15 protein-coding genes are annotated in these 19,503 nt (G+C 31.5%); 10 read left to right on the plus strand and 5 right to left on the minus strand.

Annotation, left to right across the window (positions count from 1 at the left end):
• Positions 1 to 15 precede the first annotated feature (15 nt).
• Together V9L04_RS13525 and gatB are read right to left on the minus strand one after the other, a co-directional pair.
• Complete coding sequence (locus tag V9L04_RS13525; protein ID WP_338790344.1) at positions 16 to 354, minus strand: hypothetical protein; 339 nt, start codon at positions 352 to 354, stop codon at positions 16 to 18.
• 19 nt (positions 355 to 373) lie between these two features.
• Positions 374 to 1,876 carry an Asp-tRNA(Asn)/Glu-tRNA(Gln) amidotransferase subunit GatB gene (gatB, locus tag V9L04_RS13530; RefSeq protein ID WP_338790345.1) on the minus strand — a complete coding sequence of 501 codons (1,503 nt, stop codon included), beginning with the start codon at positions 1,874 to 1,876 and terminating at the stop codon, positions 374 to 376.
• A gap of 232 nt (positions 1,877 to 2,108) precedes the next feature.
• Between gatB and V9L04_RS13535 the strand changes: the two genes are divergently transcribed.
• Positions 2,109 to 2,471 (plus strand): hypothetical protein, encoded by a 363-nt coding sequence (locus V9L04_RS13535; RefSeq protein WP_338790346.1) that lies wholly within the window; start codon positions 2,109 to 2,111, stop codon positions 2,469 to 2,471.
• Between the two features lie 148 nt (positions 2,472 to 2,619).
• Positions 2,620 to 3,501, plus strand: coding sequence for an ATP phosphoribosyltransferase (gene hisG / locus V9L04_RS13540; protein ID WP_338790347.1), 882 nt, complete (start codon positions 2,620 to 2,622; stop codon positions 3,499 to 3,501).
• Between the two features lie 15 nt (positions 3,502 to 3,516).
• Here hisG and V9L04_RS13545 read toward each other — a convergent pair whose 3' ends face one another.
• From V9L04_RS13545 to V9L04_RS13555, 3 genes are all read right to left on the minus strand, one after another.
• Positions 3,517 to 5,007 carry a SpoIIE family protein phosphatase gene (locus tag V9L04_RS13545; RefSeq protein WP_338790348.1) on the minus strand — a complete coding sequence of 497 codons (1,491 nt, stop codon included), beginning with the start codon at positions 5,005 to 5,007 and terminating at the stop codon, positions 3,517 to 3,519.
• A 238-nt stretch (positions 5,008 to 5,245) separates the two neighbouring features.
• Complete coding sequence (locus V9L04_RS13550) at positions 5,246 to 5,908, minus strand: porin family protein (protein WP_338790349.1); 663 nt, start codon at positions 5,906 to 5,908, stop codon at positions 5,246 to 5,248.
• A 49-nt stretch (positions 5,909 to 5,957) separates the two neighbouring features.
• Positions 5,958 to 6,644: a hypothetical protein gene (locus V9L04_RS13555; RefSeq protein WP_338790350.1), complete on the minus strand. Its 687-nt coding sequence runs from the start codon at positions 6,642 to 6,644 to the stop codon at positions 5,958 to 5,960.
• A gap of 400 nt (positions 6,645 to 7,044) precedes the next feature.
• On the opposite strand from V9L04_RS13555, the gene V9L04_RS13560 reads away from it, so the two are divergent.
• The 8 genes from V9L04_RS13560 (at position 7,045) to V9L04_RS13595 (ending at position 19,500) form a co-directional block, all read left to right on the plus strand.
• Positions 7,045 to 11,898 carry a gliding motility-associated C-terminal domain-containing protein gene (locus V9L04_RS13560; protein ID WP_338790351.1) on the plus strand — a complete coding sequence of 1,618 codons (4,854 nt, stop codon included), beginning with the start codon at positions 7,045 to 7,047 and terminating at the stop codon, positions 11,896 to 11,898.
• Between the two features lie 104 nt (positions 11,899 to 12,002).
• A complete protein-coding gene (locus V9L04_RS13565) occupies positions 12,003 to 13,112 on the plus strand; it encodes a PorP/SprF family type IX secretion system membrane protein (RefSeq protein WP_338790352.1) in 1,110 nt (369 codons plus the stop codon).
• 444 nt (positions 13,113 to 13,556) lie between these two features.
• Entirely contained in the window at positions 13,557 to 14,588 is a 1,032-nt protein-coding gene (locus V9L04_RS13570) for an ion transporter (protein ID WP_338790353.1), read from the plus strand.
• 307 nt (positions 14,589 to 14,895) lie between these two features.
• On the plus strand, positions 14,896 to 15,654 hold the full coding sequence (gene phhA / locus V9L04_RS13575) for a phenylalanine 4-monooxygenase (RefSeq protein WP_338790354.1): 759 nt from the start codon (positions 14,896 to 14,898) through the stop codon (positions 15,652 to 15,654).
• Between the two features lie 120 nt (positions 15,655 to 15,774).
• A complete protein-coding gene (gene hppD, locus V9L04_RS13580) occupies positions 15,775 to 16,869 on the plus strand; it encodes a 4-hydroxyphenylpyruvate dioxygenase (RefSeq protein WP_338794202.1) in 1,095 nt (364 codons plus the stop codon).
• 283 nt (positions 16,870 to 17,152) lie between these two features.
• Positions 17,153 to 17,296, plus strand: coding sequence for a hypothetical protein (locus tag V9L04_RS13585; protein WP_338790355.1), 144 nt, complete (start codon positions 17,153 to 17,155; stop codon positions 17,294 to 17,296).
• Between the two features lie 488 nt (positions 17,297 to 17,784).
• Positions 17,785 to 18,819: a lanthionine synthetase LanC family protein gene (locus V9L04_RS13590; RefSeq protein WP_338790356.1), complete on the plus strand. Its 1,035-nt coding sequence runs from the start codon at positions 17,785 to 17,787 to the stop codon at positions 18,817 to 18,819.
• A 453-nt stretch (positions 18,820 to 19,272) separates the two neighbouring features.
• Complete coding sequence (locus V9L04_RS13595; protein ID WP_338790357.1) at positions 19,273 to 19,500, plus strand: hypothetical protein; 228 nt, start codon at positions 19,273 to 19,275, stop codon at positions 19,498 to 19,500.
• Positions 19,501 to 19,503 lie beyond the last annotated feature (3 nt).

Raw genomic sequence — 19,503 nt, forward strand, 5'->3', positions numbered from 1 at the left:
ATATAAAAGTAAATCTTATAGATTTGCATCTAAAATAGTATCGTCTTTGATATAGGTTTCATCATCATTTGTTTTCCAATTTTTCTCTAAGATTCTATAAAATCCCCAACATGCTAAAACTCCAAAGGGAATAGCAATTAAGCCAATTAGATTTTCATCTACACTTTCAATATTGTAGTAAGATGATAAGAAAAGATCAGAAACTACAAAAATAATAAATGCTCCTACCACAGTGCCTACATAATAGGAAAGTACGCCCAAGACAGCAAAAAGCCATTTGTTCTTTTCTCTTTCTTTAGCAAGTTTGAAAAAAGCTCTTCCTATAGACCATATTAGGAATAAACCAATTATCATAGTATTATAAATTAAAGTTTTACTTCATCTTTTCTAATTCCTGTTCTATCAAAGCACTTGCAACTTTTGGGTCGGCTTTTCCTTTCGATTTTTTCATTACTTGTCCCATAAACATTCCTAGCAAACCAACTTTTCCACCGTTATATTCAGCTACTTTATCAGGAAATTGAGCCAAAACTTCTTTCACGATAGGCAAAATAGAATCTTCATCACTACTCTGAATCATATCCAATTCTTTCGCTTTTTCTTCTGGCGATTTGGTAGTGTCTTCTATTAGTGCAGGAAAAAGTTTTTGAGCAGCTAAGGCAAAACTTACTTTGTTCGAATCTACAAGTTCGATAAGCTGTGCCATTTTATCTGTATTTATTTTTGAAGCAAAATCAGAAAAAGAGATTTTATTTTCATTCAAATACGATTTTACAATATTGGTAATCCAGTTGGAAGCAGCTTTGTAATTTTTTGTTTTTTGACATAATTCATCAAAATATAAAGCTGTTTCTTTATCATCAATCAAAATATTTGTGTCATATTCTGAAAGTTCATAGTCTTTCATAAAACGTGCTTTTAGTTCACGAGGAAGTGCAGGAAGTGAGGCTTTCACTGTCTGTAAATATTCCTCTGTAACTACTAATGGCTGCAAATCTGGCTCTGGAAAATAACGATAGTCATTCAACGTCTCTTTTGCACGAAGGCTGTATGTATTTCCTGTATTGGCATCAAACATACGTGTTTCTCCATAAATTTCGCCTGTTGTAGCTGGGTCTTCATAAAACTCTACTTGACGAATTACTTCAAAATCAATTGCTCTTTGTACGTTTCTAAACGAGTTCATGTTTTTTACTTCTACTCGTGTACGATAGGCTTCTTCTCCTTTAAGTCGTACCGAAATATTGGCATCACAACGCATCGAACCCTCTTCCATGTTTCCATCACAAATTTCTAAGTAACGCAAAAGACGACGCACTTCTTGCAAATAATAATAGGCTTCTTCACTAGAACGCAAACAAGGCTCAGAAACAATCTCAATCAAAGGAACTCCTGCACGGTTCAAATCGACAAGCGTGTCGACTTCGGCAGCCAAGTGCATTGATTTTCCTGCATCTTCTTCCATGTGAATGCGTGTCAGTTCTAGGCTTTTTTCTTCGCCACTTGGAAGTGTAATCGGAATAAAACCACCTCTACAAATTGGCGTTTTGTCTTGTGTAATCTGATAGCCTTTTGGCAAATCGGGATAAAAATAATTTTTTCTATCAAAAATATTGTATTCTGTAATATCACAACCACAAGCAACGCCCATTTTGATAGCGTATTCCAATACTTTTTTGTTGCATTTTGGAAGCGTACCGGGGTGAGCGAGCGTAATTACACTTACATTTGTGTTTGGCAAGCTGCCATATTCATTGGGGTCAGAAGAATAGGCTTTTGTTTGGGTAAGAAGTTGAGCATGGACTTCAAGACCAATTACAATTTCGTATTTTTCTAATGCTTTATCTAGCTTTTCTTGTAATTCTTGTGCTGTCATTTGTAGAGAACGTATATTTTCAGTTATTTTTATAGCAAAAGTAAGATGCAAAGATAGTTTTTTTCTTTGTAAAAGTTTTGAGTTTTGGAAAAACTACTTTTTAGTAATTTATTACAGTTAAGGATTTGTAGCTAAACTTATTGCCAGCGTTCTTTTGGATTTCCGAAAAGCTATTTACAAATGTTGATAATATATCTTTATTTCCAAATCAAAAATAAATTAATCAAAAATAATGAAATACCTACTTATTTTACCTCTAGCAATTTTACTTTTTGTAAGTTGTGTAGATAATTCGAAAACATCAAATCAAACGGACTCTGAAACAGCAGAAAATGATACTGAAAATTTTCCCACTTTTCAAATTTATGGAGAACTATTACCAGTAGATTGTTTGAATGGTGAAAATTCAATTACAGAAAAATATGGATTTCGAATGGAGAGAATTTCGGGTTGTAACGTAGGAGTTTTTCAGGCTATAATAGCCAACATAAATAATAAAGTAGTATTAGAAAAAATGAACATAAAATATGGCAAGAATTGGCAAGCTAAGTTTGAGAAAGAGACAGGATATAAATTATGGATTCCTCTTGATTAATCTTTTTTAAAAAGGCATTATTTTACTTCTGACTTTATTTTTTTGTAAGTTTGCTTTTTTTTAAGATAGAAAAATAAGTAAAATTTCAAGGAAAACCACCAATAATTAAAATAGAATTACTCACTAGAACACAGAAAAATAAATATCTATGTCGCCTAATAATACAGAAAACTCAAATCGTTTGAAAATAGCGATACAAAAATCGGGTCGTTTGAGTGAAAAATCACTTGCTCTACTTAAAGAATGTGGAATTCAAATCACAACAAGCCCGAATGCGTTGCGTGCAGAAGCATCTAATTTTCCCTTAGAAATTCTTTTCTTAAGAGATGATGATATTCCAGAATATGTACAAGATGGCGTTGCTGATGTTGGAATCATTGGCGAAAATGTAATGCTTGAAAAAGGTAAAAAATTGGAGATTGTGGACCGATTAGGTTTTGCAAAATGTCGTTTGTCTTTGGCTGTGCCTAGAGGAACAACTTATGATGATGTTTCTTTTTTTGATGGAAAACGTATTGCTACTTCGTATCCAAAAATCTTGGGTGATTATTTTAAAGAAAAAAATGTAAATGCTGAAATCCACATGATTAGTGGTTCGGTAGAAATTGCGCCTAGTATTGGTCTTTCAGAAGGAGTTTGTGATATTGTAAGCTCTGGAAGTACACTTTTGAGCAATGGACTAAAAGAAGTAGAAACGGTTTTGAAGTCAGAAGCTGTTTTGGTAGCAAATCCAGATTTTAATGGCGAAAAACGCAAGAATTTTGAGAAACTTTTATTTAGAATGCAATCTGTAAGACGTTCACACAAAAATAAATATATTCTTTTAAATGCGCCAAAATCAAAATTGGATGCCATTATTTCAGTTTTACCTGGTTTAAAAAGTCCTACTATTATGCCTTTGGCTGATGATAATTGGGTTTCTGTTCATACTGTTATTAATGAAGATGACTTTTGGGAAAAAATTGATGCACTACAAGGAGCAGGTGCAGAAGGAATATTAGTTATTCCTATCGAAAAAATGATTGTGTAAAAACTAAATTCTAGTTCAAGCTTCGACGTTTGAACTAGAATCTATTTTTATTCCTACAATGGTAACATCATCAGTTTGTTTGGTAAAGTCGCACCATTCCATAAATGTCATTTTCAAGCGTGTTCGTTGTTTTGACATGGGAAGTTGGTGTATTTTTAAAAATAATTCTCTCAAATTTTTACTATAAAATTTTCTATTTTCATTTCCTCCAAACTGGTCTTGAAAACCATCTGTGTACATATAAACTATTGTAGGTACAGAAATATCTATTTGGTGATCAGTAAATCTATTACCTATTTTGGACTTGAAATTTGAGTTACCAATACTCATTTTGTCGCCTTGAATGGTTTTCATTTCTCCGTTCTGAATATATGTAATTGGATTTCTAGCTCCTGCAAAATGTAATTTCTTTGTTTCATAATTAATTGTTGAAATAGAAATATCCATTCCATCTTTTATATTATGGACACTTCCACTAAAAAGAGTAGAAAAATAAACTTGTAAGGCATCTAAAATCAAAGCAGGTTCTGTAATTCCTTTTTCTAACACAATATTATTCAAAAGACTTTCTCCTATCATTGTTAGCATTGCCCCTGGAACGCCATGACCTGTACAGTCTGCTACTACGATTATTTTATTTTTGGCTTTTCCTTTTGCCCAATAAAAATCTCCTGAAACAATATCTTTAGGGCTATAAAAAACCATTACATTTTTTTCTCCAAACAGATTATCTAAATCAGAAAAAGAAGGTAAAACAGCTTCTTGAATTCGAAGAGCATATCTGATGCTATCAGTAGTATGTTTATTAGCATTTTCTAATTGCTCTGACTGTATTTGTAATTCTTCTGTTTGTTGAGCAAGTTCATTATTAAAAGACATAACCTTTTGACTTTGCTCTTTTAATTTACTATTTAACTGAATTAAATCCTTTGAAGATTCATTAGATACATAACTATAATACATCGTAACAATGATTACTATTACAGAAACACTACTAATATTCAAAATTTCAAAAACAAATACTTCTATTTCATTAAGGGGAGCTATTGGGTTTTCATAGTTAGTATAAGTCGCCAAAGCGATATAAAAAACTACACAAGTTACATTGATAATATGAGCAGCAATAGCATTGCTTTTGGAAATAACCAAAGCTGACAGAATAGGAATAAAGAAGTAAATATGAAAGTTAGGTGTCCATCCTAATAAAAAAATAGCAAAAGTAGCATGAACAAGTATCTCTAAACTCGCTAAAATAAGTAGAAGAGTAGGGTTTCTTGATGAGCTACGATTAAAGTAAAAAATGCAGGCAAAAGTTAGAATACTTCCTATATTTAGATACATCATAAAATGAGAATCAAATAGGAAAAAAAGAATAAAAAATACAATATGAGCTAAAAAACCTAATACGCCTGCCGTAGAGACAACAGCAAAGTCTTTGTGTTCTTCGATAGTTAAATCTAAATGATGAGGAACGTCAAATAAAACAGAAAGAGGATTTAATGACATAGACAATAATAAGTATAAAAAGAAGTCAAATAAAAAGGGAATTGACTATTTTATCAGTTGAAATAGTGAAAGTATAAGGTATTGTAAGTGAGTGTTTTAATAAAGATAGTGAAAAAAAAATCAAATAAAATGTTCTTTTTGAGATTTTATGTGAAGCTAAAATAGCCATCTTGAATTTATACAATAAAAAAAGAGTTTGATTTCTCAAACTCTTTCGGAATGCAAAAAATAATATCTTTTAGAAAAAGAAACCAATATCTAAAGAGAAATAATGTAATAAAGCTCTAGGTTGAATTTGAGCATCTTCATCCTTTTTATTAAAACGAGTAAGTCCATTATGATAACTTAGTCCGAAATCTAGTGTTCCGACAGATTCAATATCATATTCTACACCTGCACCTACCAAAAAATCTACACTTAATGGCTGATAAAAATCACTTGTTTTACGGCTTTCATCAGAAACGCTACCAAGTTTTGTAGTAGTTTTTGAAGAAACATTTAACCCAAGTTGTCCTCCAAAAAGCCCACGAATACGTAATCCCTCAGCAATATCTCCAGAACGCATTTTAAGAGCTAAAGGAACTTCTACAGCTGTGACTTTTGAAGTAGTGGTAATATCAAATCCTTTAACTTTAGTTTCATATCCTTTTGATACGATAAGTACTCCAGTATGAAAGGCTGCACGTTCAGAAAAATTAAAATCTAACATCAAACCACCCGAAAAACCAAGTTTTGAGCTTTTTTCAAGTCCATCAATAGATTTTTTGTCTTCGTCAGTTATTCGTGCATACGAAATAATAGGATTAAATTTTAAACCCAAACGAACAGGAGATTGAGCTAATGCTTTAGAAGAAAAGCCAATAAGAATAAAAAATAGGGCTAAAAAAGTTAGTTTTCTCATAAAAATTAAAGAGTAAATATGATAAAAATTGGATATTAAAAGTTCAAAATTACATAAAAAAACGTTTCACATCTTGTTTTATCAATTCAAAAGTAGAAATTGTCTTTTCAGAAAGTGTTATTATTTCAGAAGAAGAAACAGATGGTAAAGATAAACTTGGCAAAGCTAAGGTAGCTGAATTATTCAAAAATTTATCTTTCTGCTTTTCTATACGATGACGAATGTCTATAAGTTGTTCGTTGAGAGTTTCTAAAAGGAGTTCTGTTTGTGCTAAAGTTTGTTTTTGTTTTTCTTCAAAAGATTCTTTTAGAGCTTTTGTTTCAAAATTTTGCGACGTTTGGGCTACTTGCTTACGTACTTTATCACGTAAAGAGGATACAGAAAGTGTAGTAAATAAAGCAAATTGTGTTTCTAGCTTTTGCATAAAATCTTCCATAAAAATCAAGAAATCTTCTATAAAAAATGGATTTTCTTCTATAATTGGAAGCATCAAATCATCTAAGAAACTAGCAATTTCTACAATCAAGACTTGTAACTGTTGTTTTTGAGCTTCAAATTTATCTAATGTGATTTCTTTTTTGTCTTGTAATTGAGATTGAAAAGATTGAAGTGTTTGTAATTTTGATTGAAGTGAATATTGAAAATTATTTAACATAGACTTGGAAATAGAACTAACAAATGAAGAATTAGTATTTACTTGTTCATCACTTTGAAAATTATTTTGAGAATCATACATAAAACGGAGTATTTTTAAATAAATGAATTTCTTTTTTTGTGTCTGTGTTCTTTTTTATTTCTATTACTTACAGCAAATTTACTGACCTTTTATCAATTTTGAAGCATTTTAAGTTCTATTGACCTATCAAATAAGCAGAAAATATATACCAAAATCAAAATAAAGAGCAAATAAATTGTACTACTTTTCTGTTTTACAACTAGAAAACTGTAATTTTGTAGCTACAATTTCCGTTATACACATGTTACAAAGCTAATTTAAAATCAAGTAGCCATTTTGAGTGATGTAGAATCATTCTGTTTTACATCAAAAATTATCTTGCTTTTCAATTTTAGAAATTCTACGAAAAAATAACGTTCTATTTTTTATTTCTATAAATAAGACGTTTCTATCATACATTATGAATTCAATACAAATACTAAAACATCATTTCCCTAAAAGTTTACTCCTTAAAAATAAATTTTCTAATCTGCATACAGTTTGGCAATTTCTGTTCTTAGGTCTTTTTATAGTAGGAATAACAGCTTTTACATCTCCTTTGCTAGATAAAAAAGCCAAAAACTTTATTTTTGCTTCAAAAGTAGAAAACTCTTTTGCTCAAAATAAGGCTGTTCAGAATTATTTTCCCACTTCTTTTTCAAATTCTTTTCTTACCCCACTTTCTAAGGCAGAAATATATCGTTTGATGTGTTTGCCTGATGATTCTTTAGCATTAGTAGAGCTTTATAATGCTACTGATGGTGCAAACTGGACAAATCCGTGGACACTTACAGACCCTTGGACTACTTGGGCTGGTGTAGTATTGAACGCAAATGATAGTTGTGTCTTAGAACTAAATTTGAGTAATCGAAATATAATAGGACAGATTCCTGCATCTATGTTTGGAGGAGATAAATTGAATCAAATCAACCGAATTGATTTATCGAATAATCAATTAACAGGTTCTATTCAAACAGGGTTTGGTACTTTGCTTACTTTACAAGAATTAAATTTAGGAAATAATGATTTTACAGGAGAAATTCCTGCTTCATTAAGTGATTTGTTATTATTACAACGATTAGACTTGAGTTTCAACTCCTTGACTGGTAATTTCCCGACAGGATTGACTGATATTGGAACACTTTCAGCACTTACTTTTATTAGTATTGATTCTAACTCTATTGAAAATGTGCCTACTTTTTCAGCAATTCGACCTATTACACTCAATTTTTCGAATAATAGATTAAAACTAAATAGTCTTGTTCCGAATAATAAACCTCAATATACTTTTACTTATTCTCCACAAGATAGTATAGGAAGTTTTAAAATTATTAATGTTCCACAAGGAGGTACTTTTAAAGATACAGTTTCAGTCAATCAAATAAATGGAACAACTACTTACCGTTGGTTTCGTGCAACAAATTTAATAAATCAACAAAGCGATGATAGTGTTTTGGTCGTAACTAATGCAAATGTAGCCGACCATGAAGGAATTTATACAGCCGAAGTAAAACATACAACAGACGCAACAAATGTAACTCTTAATGTAACACTTAATAGAAAACGTTTTTTTGTAAATGTAATTGAATGCCCTTCTAATAATACGATTATTACGCCAGATACAACTATTTGTGAAGGTCAGAGTTTGCCTACTTTGGTAGGTTCGGATGCAGAGCAAGGAGAAGTTTCGTTTTTCTCTTATCAATGGCAACAGGCTTTAAACGGAGATACAACAAACTGGACAAATGCAAATAATGGCAACGTTCCAAATTATGCCCTCAATAATGCAGGTATTACTATCGCAGACACAGCTTATTTTAGAAGAATTGTTATTCCTGCTGCTAATCAAGGGTGTAGTAATGATACAAGCGCAAAAGTAAGAGTAGTTACTTTACCTAATATTACTACAAATACACTTTTTCCATCGATTCAAAATGTTTGTTTGGGAGTTGTTCCGACTGATATTTATGGAACTACATCAGATTCTTCAGCTACAAGTCTGCTTCGTTATCGTTATCAAGTTTCTTTAGATTCAGGATTGACTTGGATTGATAGCCTTCAAACTCAAAATTTTGCTTTTGCAGATACATTACAAAGTGCCGATACAGTTCAGTTTAGAAGAATTGTTACAGGAGCATGTGCGCCTGATACAAGTAATGTAATTACACTTAATTCGATTCCTAGGGTAGTTGCAGATTCTATTTTTGAAAGTCAGACAATTTGTATAGGTACTCGTCCTGATACAATTAGAGGAGATACTCCAACAGGAGGAGATAGAACTTATAAATATATATGGCAAATAGCGACACGATTAGATACAGCCGATTGGTTGGGTGTAGATTCGACAAGAAATCGTTTTGTTCCACCTATTGCCAATGATACTTTTTATGTTCGAAGGATAGTTCGAAGTGCCTGTTTTGCTGATACTAGTAATATTGTCGATATTTTTATTTCTCCAGATTTAGGAAATGATACTTCTGCTATTACAGCTACACGAACACGTATTTGTGTAGGAGATGCAATTCCTGTCATAAATGGAACTGCTCCAGTAGCACCAACAGGGTTTAGATATTTGTGGGAAGTTTCTTTAGATTCTACTGTTTGGACGAGTGTAGATTCAGTTCAAAATTATATACCAAGAGATTCACTGCTTTTTGATACTATTTTTATGCAAATACCTGATAGCTTTTTAGTAAGGCGTTCGGTAGTTGATAGTTGTAGAGCTTATCCAAGTAATGTTGTAAAATTATTTATGATAAAGCCTATAGATAGTGCTACTAATTTAATTTCTTATGACAGTACAGGTTTTTGTCAAACCGATACTACTTTTAATTGGGTAATTGATGTAACAGAACCAACAGGAGGAACAGGTAATTATAAATATCAATGGCAAGTTTCTTTTGATAGTATAAGATGGGCAGATAGAGATGATTCTATTCGTATTTCTGCTTTTGATTTGACAGAGTCTACTTACTTTAGACGTTTGGTAATTGATAGTTGTAGTACAGACACAAGTAATGTAGCCTTTATTCCTGTAGTTAATTCTTTTGGATTGAATGAAATTAGCGTTCCATTTACAGATATTTGTACAGCAGATTCTGCTACCATTACTATTTCAGGTACAGACCCAGAAAGTACAGGTGAGTACAGTTATTTTTATCAACAATCTAGGGATACAATAGCGTGGTTTAGTAGTTCTACTTTTACATTCAGTACAGGTAGTTTTACTCAAACACATACATTTGTGCCTGACACACTTTTTGGAGGTTCAAACTATTTTAGAAGGGTTGTTTTAGGAGGTTGTAAAGTGGATACCAGTAACCGAGTTTTTGTTAATGTAGTTTCTGCAATTCGAAATAACTCTATTTCAGAAAGCTTTAGTGGGCAATCACTTTGTGAAGGAGATACAGCTTGGATAATTAGTGCTACTCAGCCAAGAGGAGGAACTGGCAGATATAGTTATCAATGGCAAGTCTCTTTTGATAGTTTGGCATGGGCAAATAGAGATGATTCTCTGAATATTTCTAACTTTCCTTTAACAGAACCTACTTATTTCAGGCGTTTGGTAATCGATAGTTGTAATACAGATACTAGTAATGTTGTCTTTATTCCCGTACGAAAACCATTTGGAATTAATCAAATTACAGATACTTTTCGAGAAATTTGTGTTGGAGATTCTACCAAGATAACAATTACAGGAACAAATCCTGAAAATACAGGTAATTATAGCTATTTTTATGAGCAATCAAGAGATACTATTGCTTGGTTTAGTAGTGGAACTTTTACATTTAGTACAGGTACATTTACTCAATCTCAAACTTTTGTGCCTGATACATTATATGGGGGAGCAAATTACTTCCGAAGAGTTGTCTTAGGAGGTTGTCAGCCAGATACGAGTAATAGACTTTTTATAAACATAGTTTTGAATGCAAGAAATAATTTTCTTTTCGGAAATCAAACTATCTGTCAGGGAGATACAGCTGCAATCATTACAGCAACAAATCCCATTGCAGGAGAAGCAGGAAATATAGAGATATCTTGGCAGATTTCTACAGATAGTGCCAGTTGGATTCCTGTCGATACAGATACTATAACAGCCTATCAACCTGATATATTACAACAAACTACTTATGTTCGAAGGAGTGTTCGTTCAGGAAGATGTCCACCTAGTTTTAGTAATGTTATTACTATAAAAGTAATTCAATTCATAGAAAATAATAGAATATCATCACCTCAAACTACAGTCTGTGAAGGATTTGCAGCCGATACGTTACGAGGAACTTTTCCAACTCAAGGAGGAAATGATAGTACAGCTTATAGATTCTTTTGGCAATCAAGAAAACTAAATGATTCGACAGCTCTTTGGCGAACTGTTGGAGGTGACCAAAATTATTTTACAGGCAGAATCAATTTTGATACAGAATATCGTCGTATTGCTCGTGTTTCTTGTTTTGCAGATACTTCAAATGTTATTTCTCTCAGAATTAATCCTACCATTAAAAATAATGTTATTGATGCTGGTTTTGTAGATTGTAGTTTGGATACTTTGGGTAGGCTTACTGGAACGGTTCTCTTGGATACACTTAATGATATTGGACAGTTTCGTTATCAATGGCAAAACTCAAGAAATAGAATTAATTGGACAGATATTGCTAATACAAATACAGCTAGTTATCTGCCTACCCCAATTGATACCACTACATTTTATAGAAGGTTAGTAATTAATAATTGTTTTACAGATAGTAGTAATATTGCTGAAATTACAATCCGTCCAGCTCCGATTTTGGAAATTACTCCAGATACAACTATTAATATTGGTTATGATGTGCAGTTATTTGTTAATGGTGCAATAAATTATGTTTGGACACCAGACCCAACGCTAACAGGTGATTCTACTTCTACACCAACCGTAAACCCAACTATCAGTACGATGTACACAGTAAGGGCAGAAAATATCTATGGTTGCTTTACGTATGATAGTGTTTTTGTAACAGTAATAGGAACACCAAAAGTCAGAACAGTGGATGTAATTACACCAGATGGAAATGGACTCAACGATCAACTTTATATAGAAGAGATTGAACGTTATCCAGGTAACGAACTGGTAATTATCAATCGTTGGGGACAAGAAGTATTCCGTAAAAAAGGATACAGAAATGATTGGGAAGGAACAAATGAAACAGGAGGAGTACTCCCAGCAGGAACATATTTTTATATTATAAAATTTGACTCTGTCAAAACCATTTTAAAAGGTTCTTTTGAAATTATTAGATAATGAATGATAAACCTAGTTTATATATCAACATTTAAACTAGGTTTTAAAACAAAAAAAAGCCGTTGTTTGCGAACACTCAAACAATATAATTCGACTCTTATTTTATGAAACAGATAGTACAAACATCTTCAAAATCTATTTTACATCTCTTATTAAATTTCTTTTTGAGTATTTCATTAGGAATTATGATTTTAGGAATAAATAGTTTTTCAAGTCAATCTTTAGCTCAACAAGTACCAGTGTATAGTCAGTATTTTTCACATCCTTTTGTGCAAAATCCAGCTTGGACAGGACGATCTGATTATAGTTCAGTTTTCTTGACCTATCGCTCTCAATGGGCAGGTTTTGAAGATGCTCCCAAAACAGTTCTATTAACAATAGATTTACCTTTTTATGAATATCGTTCTGGCTTAGGTTTTTTTATTCAACAAGATGAGATAAAGAGTACAAGTCGTACAAAAGCAATGGTTTCGTATGGTTATCACGTTTTAGGGCAATATGAAAACAGTTCGAAGTTATCTTTTGGTTTGATGGGAGGACTTGTTTATAATCAAATTAATTTTGATGATTGGTATATTAGACATCCAACAGACCCTGTTTTACTTAACAATACAGGTAATTATGTAGGTTTTGAGGTTGGTTTTGGTGCAAGCTATACATTTAAAAAATATTTAGAAATTGGACTTTCTGTTCCTCAATTATTAAATCCTGCTTTTAGTCCTGAAGATGAAACAGATGATAATATTCGACTTCAAAATCATTTTATGTTATCTCTTCGTGGAATGATTCCTGCTGGGGCTGGAGAGTTTCGTCCAATGGCTGTTGTTAGGCAAGTGCCTAATGTTCCTATTCAATATGAAGGTGGCTTACAATATATGTATGATAATACTTTTTGGGTAAGTGGTGCATACCGTAGCAATTATGCAATTAATGTTGGAGCAGGCGTAAATTATGGGCGTTTTAGCTTTGGTTATGTTAGAGATTTTCCAATTGGAGATATAGTAGGAGCATTTGGAAGTACAAATGAACTGATGTTAGGATATAAATTTAATGAGCTTCCAACGGCAGATTATGAAGGAAAACGAGGCTATGGACGGGGACTTATTCGGAAGAAAAAATACCATCCTTCTCGTCCAGGACCTTTGATGAAAAAATATCCTAAGCAACCTAAAAAGAAAAAGCCAAAAGCAAAAGGAAAATATCGTAGGTTCTAATAATCTAAAAAACTTTATGAATGAGAGTAAAATTATAATCTTATTTATAAAGTTTTTTTTATGAAATCAAGTATTCCATCACAACAATAAATCTATTTTCAATTTTCTACTAAAAATACTTTGTATTACCAAAATGAAAGTGTAAATTAGGTTAGCTTTTCGACAAAAGCTGAAATTAATAGATATAAAAAACCTAATGTTATTTTTGTTGTTAGTATAAAACTACTTCAGTTTGTTTTTAATCAAAAACTGTTTAAATAACTTGATCAACCATTTATTATAAAAAATAAATTATCGAAACAATTCTATCCTATCCGTATAAATCTAGTGTTTTTATTCGTTATCTCTTTTGAGACTAGTAAAGTAAGTTGAGCAAAATGACCTACACAAACTAAGAAATAAAGAAAAAATAGTATGAGATTTATATAAAATATATACGTATTTATGGAGTCTTCGACACTCAAAGAAAAAAAAGTTATCCAAACTAAACCACCACTAACAAAAATAAAAAAGAAAACCTCAAGTAGGTTTTCAAGAGGAAGGCGATTTGCCAAAAGTAAATGGCGTATGCGTCTTGACCGTCTGTTTTTTAAATCAAATACTATAGAAGGAAAAGTATTCGACACAGCTCTTTTGGCTCTTATCGTACTCAGTTTGATTGTTGTGATGATGCAAAGTGTATCTGAAATAGACCAACAATACGGAACTTATCTCTTAGCTATTGAAATGAGTGTTACGACACTTTTTGCTATTGAATATTTACTTCGGGTAGCTACTTCGCACCGTCCTATGCGTTATATTCTTAGTTTTTATGGAATTATTGATTTATTAGCCTTTGTGCCTGCTGTTTTTTCTTGGACATTTGCAGGAAGTAATTTTTTCCTTCTTCTTCGTGTAACTCGTATTATTAGTATTTTTAAAGTATTGGATATGAACCAGTACACAGGAGAAGCACAAATTCTTAGTCAGGCTCTGCGTGCTAGTCGTCATAAAATAACCGTTTTTGTAATTTTTGTAGCTACTAATGTTGTATTGTTAGGCTTTATTATGTTTTTAGTAGAGGGAAGAGATAATCCAGGTTTTTCAAGTATTCCCAAAAGTATTTACTGGGCAATTGTAACCCTTACCACGGTAGGTTATGGAGATATTGCCCCCCAAAGCGCACTAGGAAGAGCAATTGCAGCCGTTGTCATGGTACTTGGTTATGGTGTACTTGCTGTTCCAACAGGAATTGTATCAGCCGAAATTGCTACCCAAGTAACTCACAAATCTGATGAAGATGAATTTGGAGAAGAAGAAAGAGAGTTAAAAGAAGAACTAGAAAATGAAAAGCGAAAAACGCATTTAGCTCAAACTCAAAAAGAAAATGCTAAACAGGCATCTGAAAGTATAATTGAAGAATGTTCTCATTGTGGCGCAGAACATCATACAGAGTTGGCTAGTTTTTGTTATAAATGTGGAAACGAATTAATTTAAGTTTCTATATTCATAAAAAATAAATTTTACAAGGCATTTTTCTATTTTGAAGAATGCTTTTTTGTTTGAAATGGATGGCATTTAAAATATGTTTTTGCTGTTTTTTTAGTAGATTGTAAACAGATAATTTATTTTTGACTACTCTTAATATAAGTTGGTTAGTATTCTATTTTAAGATTTTTTCAGTATCTATTATTTAAAGTAGTAAAATAAAAATCTAAAAATTCCGTATTTTTGAAATATTAGCGTAATAAAACAATAACACACACACTAATTAAATAACACAAACCTATTAACCACCAAAACAATGACACAACAAGAACGTAGAGATAAACAACTTTCTCATCAACATTACGATAAATATACAGAAGAGAATCATCAAGTATGGCAAATTTTGTATGAAAGACAAATAAAAGTATTACCCAATCGTGCTGATGAAGCTTATTTTGAAGGAATGGAAGCCATAGGTTTTGAGCCTAATAAAATTCCTAATTTTGAAGAAGTAAATGAACATTTGAAAGCTATCACTGGGTGGAGTTTAGTGGTTGTTCCAGGTCTTATTGACAATGAGCCATTTTTTAACTACCTCAAAAACAAACAATTTCCTGCTACTACTTGGCTTCGTACAATGGAAGAATTGGATTATTTGGAAGAACCAGACATGTTTCATGATGTTTTTGCTCATGTTCCTATTCTAACAAATAAAAACTTTTGTCGTTTCTTAGAAGAACTTAGTCGAATGGCTCTCAAACATCTAGGAAATGCAGATTCTATTGAATTTATTTCACGTATTTATTGGTACACCGTAGAGTTTGGACTCATAAACAATAATGGTAGTTTAAAGATTTATGGAGCAGGTATTCTATCTTCGGCAGGAGAGTCTGTTTATTCTTTAGAAAGTGATATTCCAAAGAGAGTTCCATATAATGTAAATGAAATTTTGCATACTCCTTATATCAAAGATCGTTTTCAAGAAAAATATTTTGTTATTAATTCTTATAAAGAACTTTTTGATTCTCTTCCAGAAATTGAAGAAACATTAGATAATATGCTCGTTTCTAAATAACTATAAATTATTAATGTTGAATTATAAATGAATAAAAATTTTTATTAATTTGCCATTAAACCACTAAATCAATACAGGTGTCGGTGTTGCTATCGATGACTTTTAACACAAAAAATTATGATACAAGAAGATATTTTGCCATTAAAAGGCACAGACCATATAGAATTTTATGTAGGAAATGCAAAACAAGCAGCCTATTATTATCAAGCAGCTTTTGGCTTTGAAGTAGTTGCCTATGCAGGACAAGAAACAGGCGTTCGTGACCGTTCATCTTATGTTTTGCAGCAAGGAAAAATCCGTTTTGTTCTTACTTCGCCAATGACTAGCGACTCACCTATTGCAGAACACATCAGAAAACATGGCGATGGTGTAAAAGTATTAGCTCTTTGGGTAGATGATGCTGAAAAATCATATTATGATACAATGAGTAGAGGTGCAAAATCAGCCTTAGAGCCTACTCGTTTATCAGACGAACATGGAGAAGTTGTTGTTTCAGGAATTCATACCTACGGAGAAACAATTCATAAATTTGTAGAAAGAGGAAATTACAAAGGCGCATTTATGCCAGGTTACAAGCCTAAAAAATCATTTTTTAAGGTAAAATCAACAGGATTGAAATTTATTGATCATTGTGTTGGAAATGTAGAGCTTGGAAAAATGAATGAATGGGTAGAGTTTTACGAGAAAGTAATGGGATTCAATCTACTCGTAACTTTCGATGATAAAGATATTTCTACTGAATATACAGCTTTGATGTCAAAGGTAGTTTCAAATGGAAATGGCTATGTCAAATTTCCAATCAATGAGCCTGCTGATGGACGTAAAAAGTCACAAATAGAAGAATATATTGAGTTTTATGAAGGTGCAGGAGTTCAGCATATTGCCATTGCAACAGACGATATTTTGGAAACTATTGAGGATTTGCGTAGCCGTGGAGTAGATTTCCTTTATGTTCCAGATAATTATTATGAAGACCTTGCAGAAAGAGTCGGTGATATTAAGGAAGATATGGAAGAACTCAAAAAACTAAATATTTTAGTAGATAGAGATGATGAAGGTTATTTATTGCAAATCTTTACTAAACCAACAGGCGACCGTCCAACTGTTTTCTTTGAAATTATTCAACGCCAAGGAGCAAAATCATTTGGAAAAGGAAATTTTAAAGCTCTTTTTGAAGCTATAGAAAGAGAACAAGAATTGAGAGGTAACTTGTAACTATATGATGATTTTAACATTTTAATTGAAAAAGCCTATAATTCAAAATTATAGGCTTTTTTTGTACCATTTAAGTGTTTTTTTTGCTAAAAATTAAACTTTGATGTTAGTATAGAGTAATGTTTTTTTGTATAAAGATAAAAAAAATTTGCATTAACAAATAAAGATACTATATTTGTGTATTGATTATATGGTACAATACTGATGTAAGCATATACAGGGAAATTCCGAAAATCCTTATTAATAAAGTAGGAAAACAACATCAATTTTATTTTTCAAAAATATGAAAACGAACAAAAAATTAAAACTTAGCACTAAAAAAATCACTATTTTGAGTAGTGAGCAGCAAACTCTGATAAAAGGAGGAAATATTGTAGAACAACCAACTGGAGGACACTCTCGTAAAGATTGTATCTTAACAAGATAAGTTTTTAAAGCATCTGATAAATAAAGGAGTATTCCGAAAATCCTTATAAATAGAGTAGGAAAACAACATCAATTTTATTTCTTCATAAATTATGAAAACGAACAAAAAATTAAAACTTAACACTAAAAAAGTAGTGATTTTGTCTAATGAGCAGCAAGATTCTGTACAAGGTGGAACAAAAACAGATGTCTCAAAATTAGGATGTGGTAATGAAACTGCAGTTACTTGTATACAAACTAGAGACTGCCCATCTTTCGTATGCCCAACAGTACTATGCTACTCACAAGTTCCACCTCCACCTCCTTATTCGTGTGTATAATATTAGTTTAACTATTTTATCTTTTTAGCATTATAAAACGGAACTTCAATAAAGTTCCGTTTTCTTTTACCTAACTATTTTACCTGTGTTATACTTATTTTCAGACTTGCAAGTTGACTTTTATAAACAGTTTAGTTACCTGACAAATTTAGGTAGTCTAAGCCTGATAGTGAATTTTGATAGTACAAAAACTGAAGAGCTATTAGCTAAGTTTTATGAACAAATAGAAGAAGTTCCTTATATCCAACCTAATATTTATGGCTTATCTAGTTTAGGAATTTTGCTTAATTATCTAGCTAAAGTAGACGAAAATCGTTTCATAGAATACGAAGAAGAGTTTGTCGCAGATTTTTCTGATGTAATTTTAGAAGCTAGTCAAGCTATGGCTGACAGATTGGAATATGATACCTTTACAGGTTTAGTATGTACACTTAATTTTTTCGTACTTACTAAGCAAACAGAAAATGTTTTGAAAGTAATGGATATGCTTCAAAAAGTTGCTCAGGAACTTTATGAAAAAAATGAATTAAATAATTTAGGCATTTCTCATGGAGTATCTGGAATTATTGCTGTAATGGCTAAAGCTCTGATTTTTTTAGAACAAAGAAAAATCTCAGAGGATAAGATTAAAAAATATAAAAATACTCTACAACTCATTACAAATCATGTCATAAATCAAAAGGAAGCCATTGGAAAATTTTGTTTTGCTTCTATGATTGGAGGAACTAGTAGCCGTTTGGCTTGGTGTTATGGTGACCTTTCTGTTTGTGTTGCGCTTACTTGGGCTGCATTAATCTTACCAAATAAGTCAGAAATTGATGAAGTAATCAAACAGACAATAAATAATGCTATTACTATAAAAGATGACGATAGACTTTTTAATAAGAATGAAGAAACAAATGAATATGACTTAGCATTATGTCACGGAGTTTCTGGAGTATATTTAGTTTTTAAAAGGTTGTACGAATTTTATCCTAGTGAAGAGTTGGCAGAAGAGATTAAAAGGCTAAAAAAAGAATTAGATAAAGAAATGGAAAAAGGTGTGAAGAATATTACATTTCCTGTATTAATAAATTTAGAGCCTCTAACTTTTAAGTGGAATAATCACTTGTTCTTTTTAGAAGGTTTATCTGGATTTTTAGCTGCTTATCATGATGACGAGCTTGTAAAAGGCTGGGATGCTCCTCTTTTAACTGATTTTTAAATTATATTTTGCTTGTTTATATGAAGTTGTTTTAAAATGAAAAAGTATTTTGGATACCCTAGAATATAAAAAGTCATTTTGAGTAATTTCATTATAAATCGATTTTAAAGCTATTCAAAAAAAGAAAGCCAAATTATTTGTAAAAGAAAGTTTTAAAGCTCTTTTAGAAGTAATAGAAATAGAGTAAGAATTAAAAGTAAATCTATAATTATTTTGATAATTAAATTAAAAGAAACATAATATCATTATGAGTTTTTTATGCTTTTAGAATAAAATTTATGTGTTTTTACAGGTTTTGTTATGATTATGTCGTGATTTTTTTATGAAAAAATGAATAAAAAATTTGCATTGGTGGACAAAGCTACTATATTTGTGTTTCAAGTGTATGGTACAATACTAATACAAGAAAGCACAGGAGTATTCCGAAAATCCTTAAAATAGAGTAGGAACACAATGTCAATTTTACTTTTAAAAAACATGAAAGCAAACAAAAAATTAAAACTCAATACTAAAAAAGTAGTCATTTTATCTAATGATCAGCAAAATGCTGTTCAAGGTGGAGGAGGTACTATGCCATCAATCCAAAATATATGTGTTTATACTGAATTGTGTGGTGCTTCAGTTAAAAATCCATGTATTCCTGCGACTGAATATAATTCATGCCGTTGTCCAGAGATGTAATTC

The sequence above is a fragment of the Bernardetia sp. MNP-M8 genome (assembly GCF_037126285.1).
Lineage (GTDB): Bacteria > Bacteroidota > Bacteroidia > Cytophagales > Bernardetiaceae > Bernardetia.

What these genes read in the sequence shown, in the direction of transcription:
- V9L04_RS13525 (WP_338790344.1), bottom strand. Translation starts at nt 354, where the DNA reads ATGATAATTGGTTTATTCCTAATATGGTCTATAGGAAGAGCTTTTTTC.
- gatB (WP_338790345.1), bottom strand. Translation starts at nt 1,876, where the DNA reads ATGACAGCACAAGAATTACAAGAAAAGCTAGATAAAGCATTAGAAAAA.
- V9L04_RS13535 (WP_338790346.1), top strand. Translation starts at nt 2,109, where the DNA reads ATGAAATACCTACTTATTTTACCTCTAGCAATTTTACTTTTTGTAAGT.
- hisG (WP_338790347.1), top strand. Translation starts at nt 2,620, where the DNA reads ATGTCGCCTAATAATACAGAAAACTCAAATCGTTTGAAAATAGCGATA.
- V9L04_RS13545 (WP_338790348.1), bottom strand. Translation starts at nt 5,007, where the DNA reads ATGTCATTAAATCCTCTTTCTGTTTTATTTGACGTTCCTCATCATTTA.
- V9L04_RS13550 (WP_338790349.1), bottom strand. Translation starts at nt 5,908, where the DNA reads ATGAGAAAACTAACTTTTTTAGCCCTATTTTTTATTCTTATTGGCTTT.
- V9L04_RS13555 (WP_338790350.1), bottom strand. Translation starts at nt 6,644, where the DNA reads ATGTATGATTCTCAAAATAATTTTCAAAGTGATGAACAAGTAAATACT.
- V9L04_RS13560 (WP_338790351.1), top strand. Translation starts at nt 7,045, where the DNA reads ATGAATTCAATACAAATACTAAAACATCATTTCCCTAAAAGTTTACTC.
- V9L04_RS13565 (WP_338790352.1), top strand. Translation starts at nt 12,003, where the DNA reads ATGAAACAGATAGTACAAACATCTTCAAAATCTATTTTACATCTCTTA.
- V9L04_RS13570 (WP_338790353.1), top strand. Translation starts at nt 13,557, where the DNA reads ATGGAGTCTTCGACACTCAAAGAAAAAAAAGTTATCCAAACTAAACCA.
- phhA (WP_338790354.1), top strand. Translation starts at nt 14,896, where the DNA reads ATGACACAACAAGAACGTAGAGATAAACAACTTTCTCATCAACATTAC.
- V9L04_RS13585 (WP_338790355.1), top strand. Translation starts at nt 17,153, where the DNA reads ATGAAAACGAACAAAAAATTAAAACTTAGCACTAAAAAAATCACTATT.
- V9L04_RS13595 (WP_338790357.1), top strand. Translation starts at nt 19,273, where the DNA reads ATGTCAATTTTACTTTTAAAAAACATGAAAGCAAACAAAAAATTAAAA.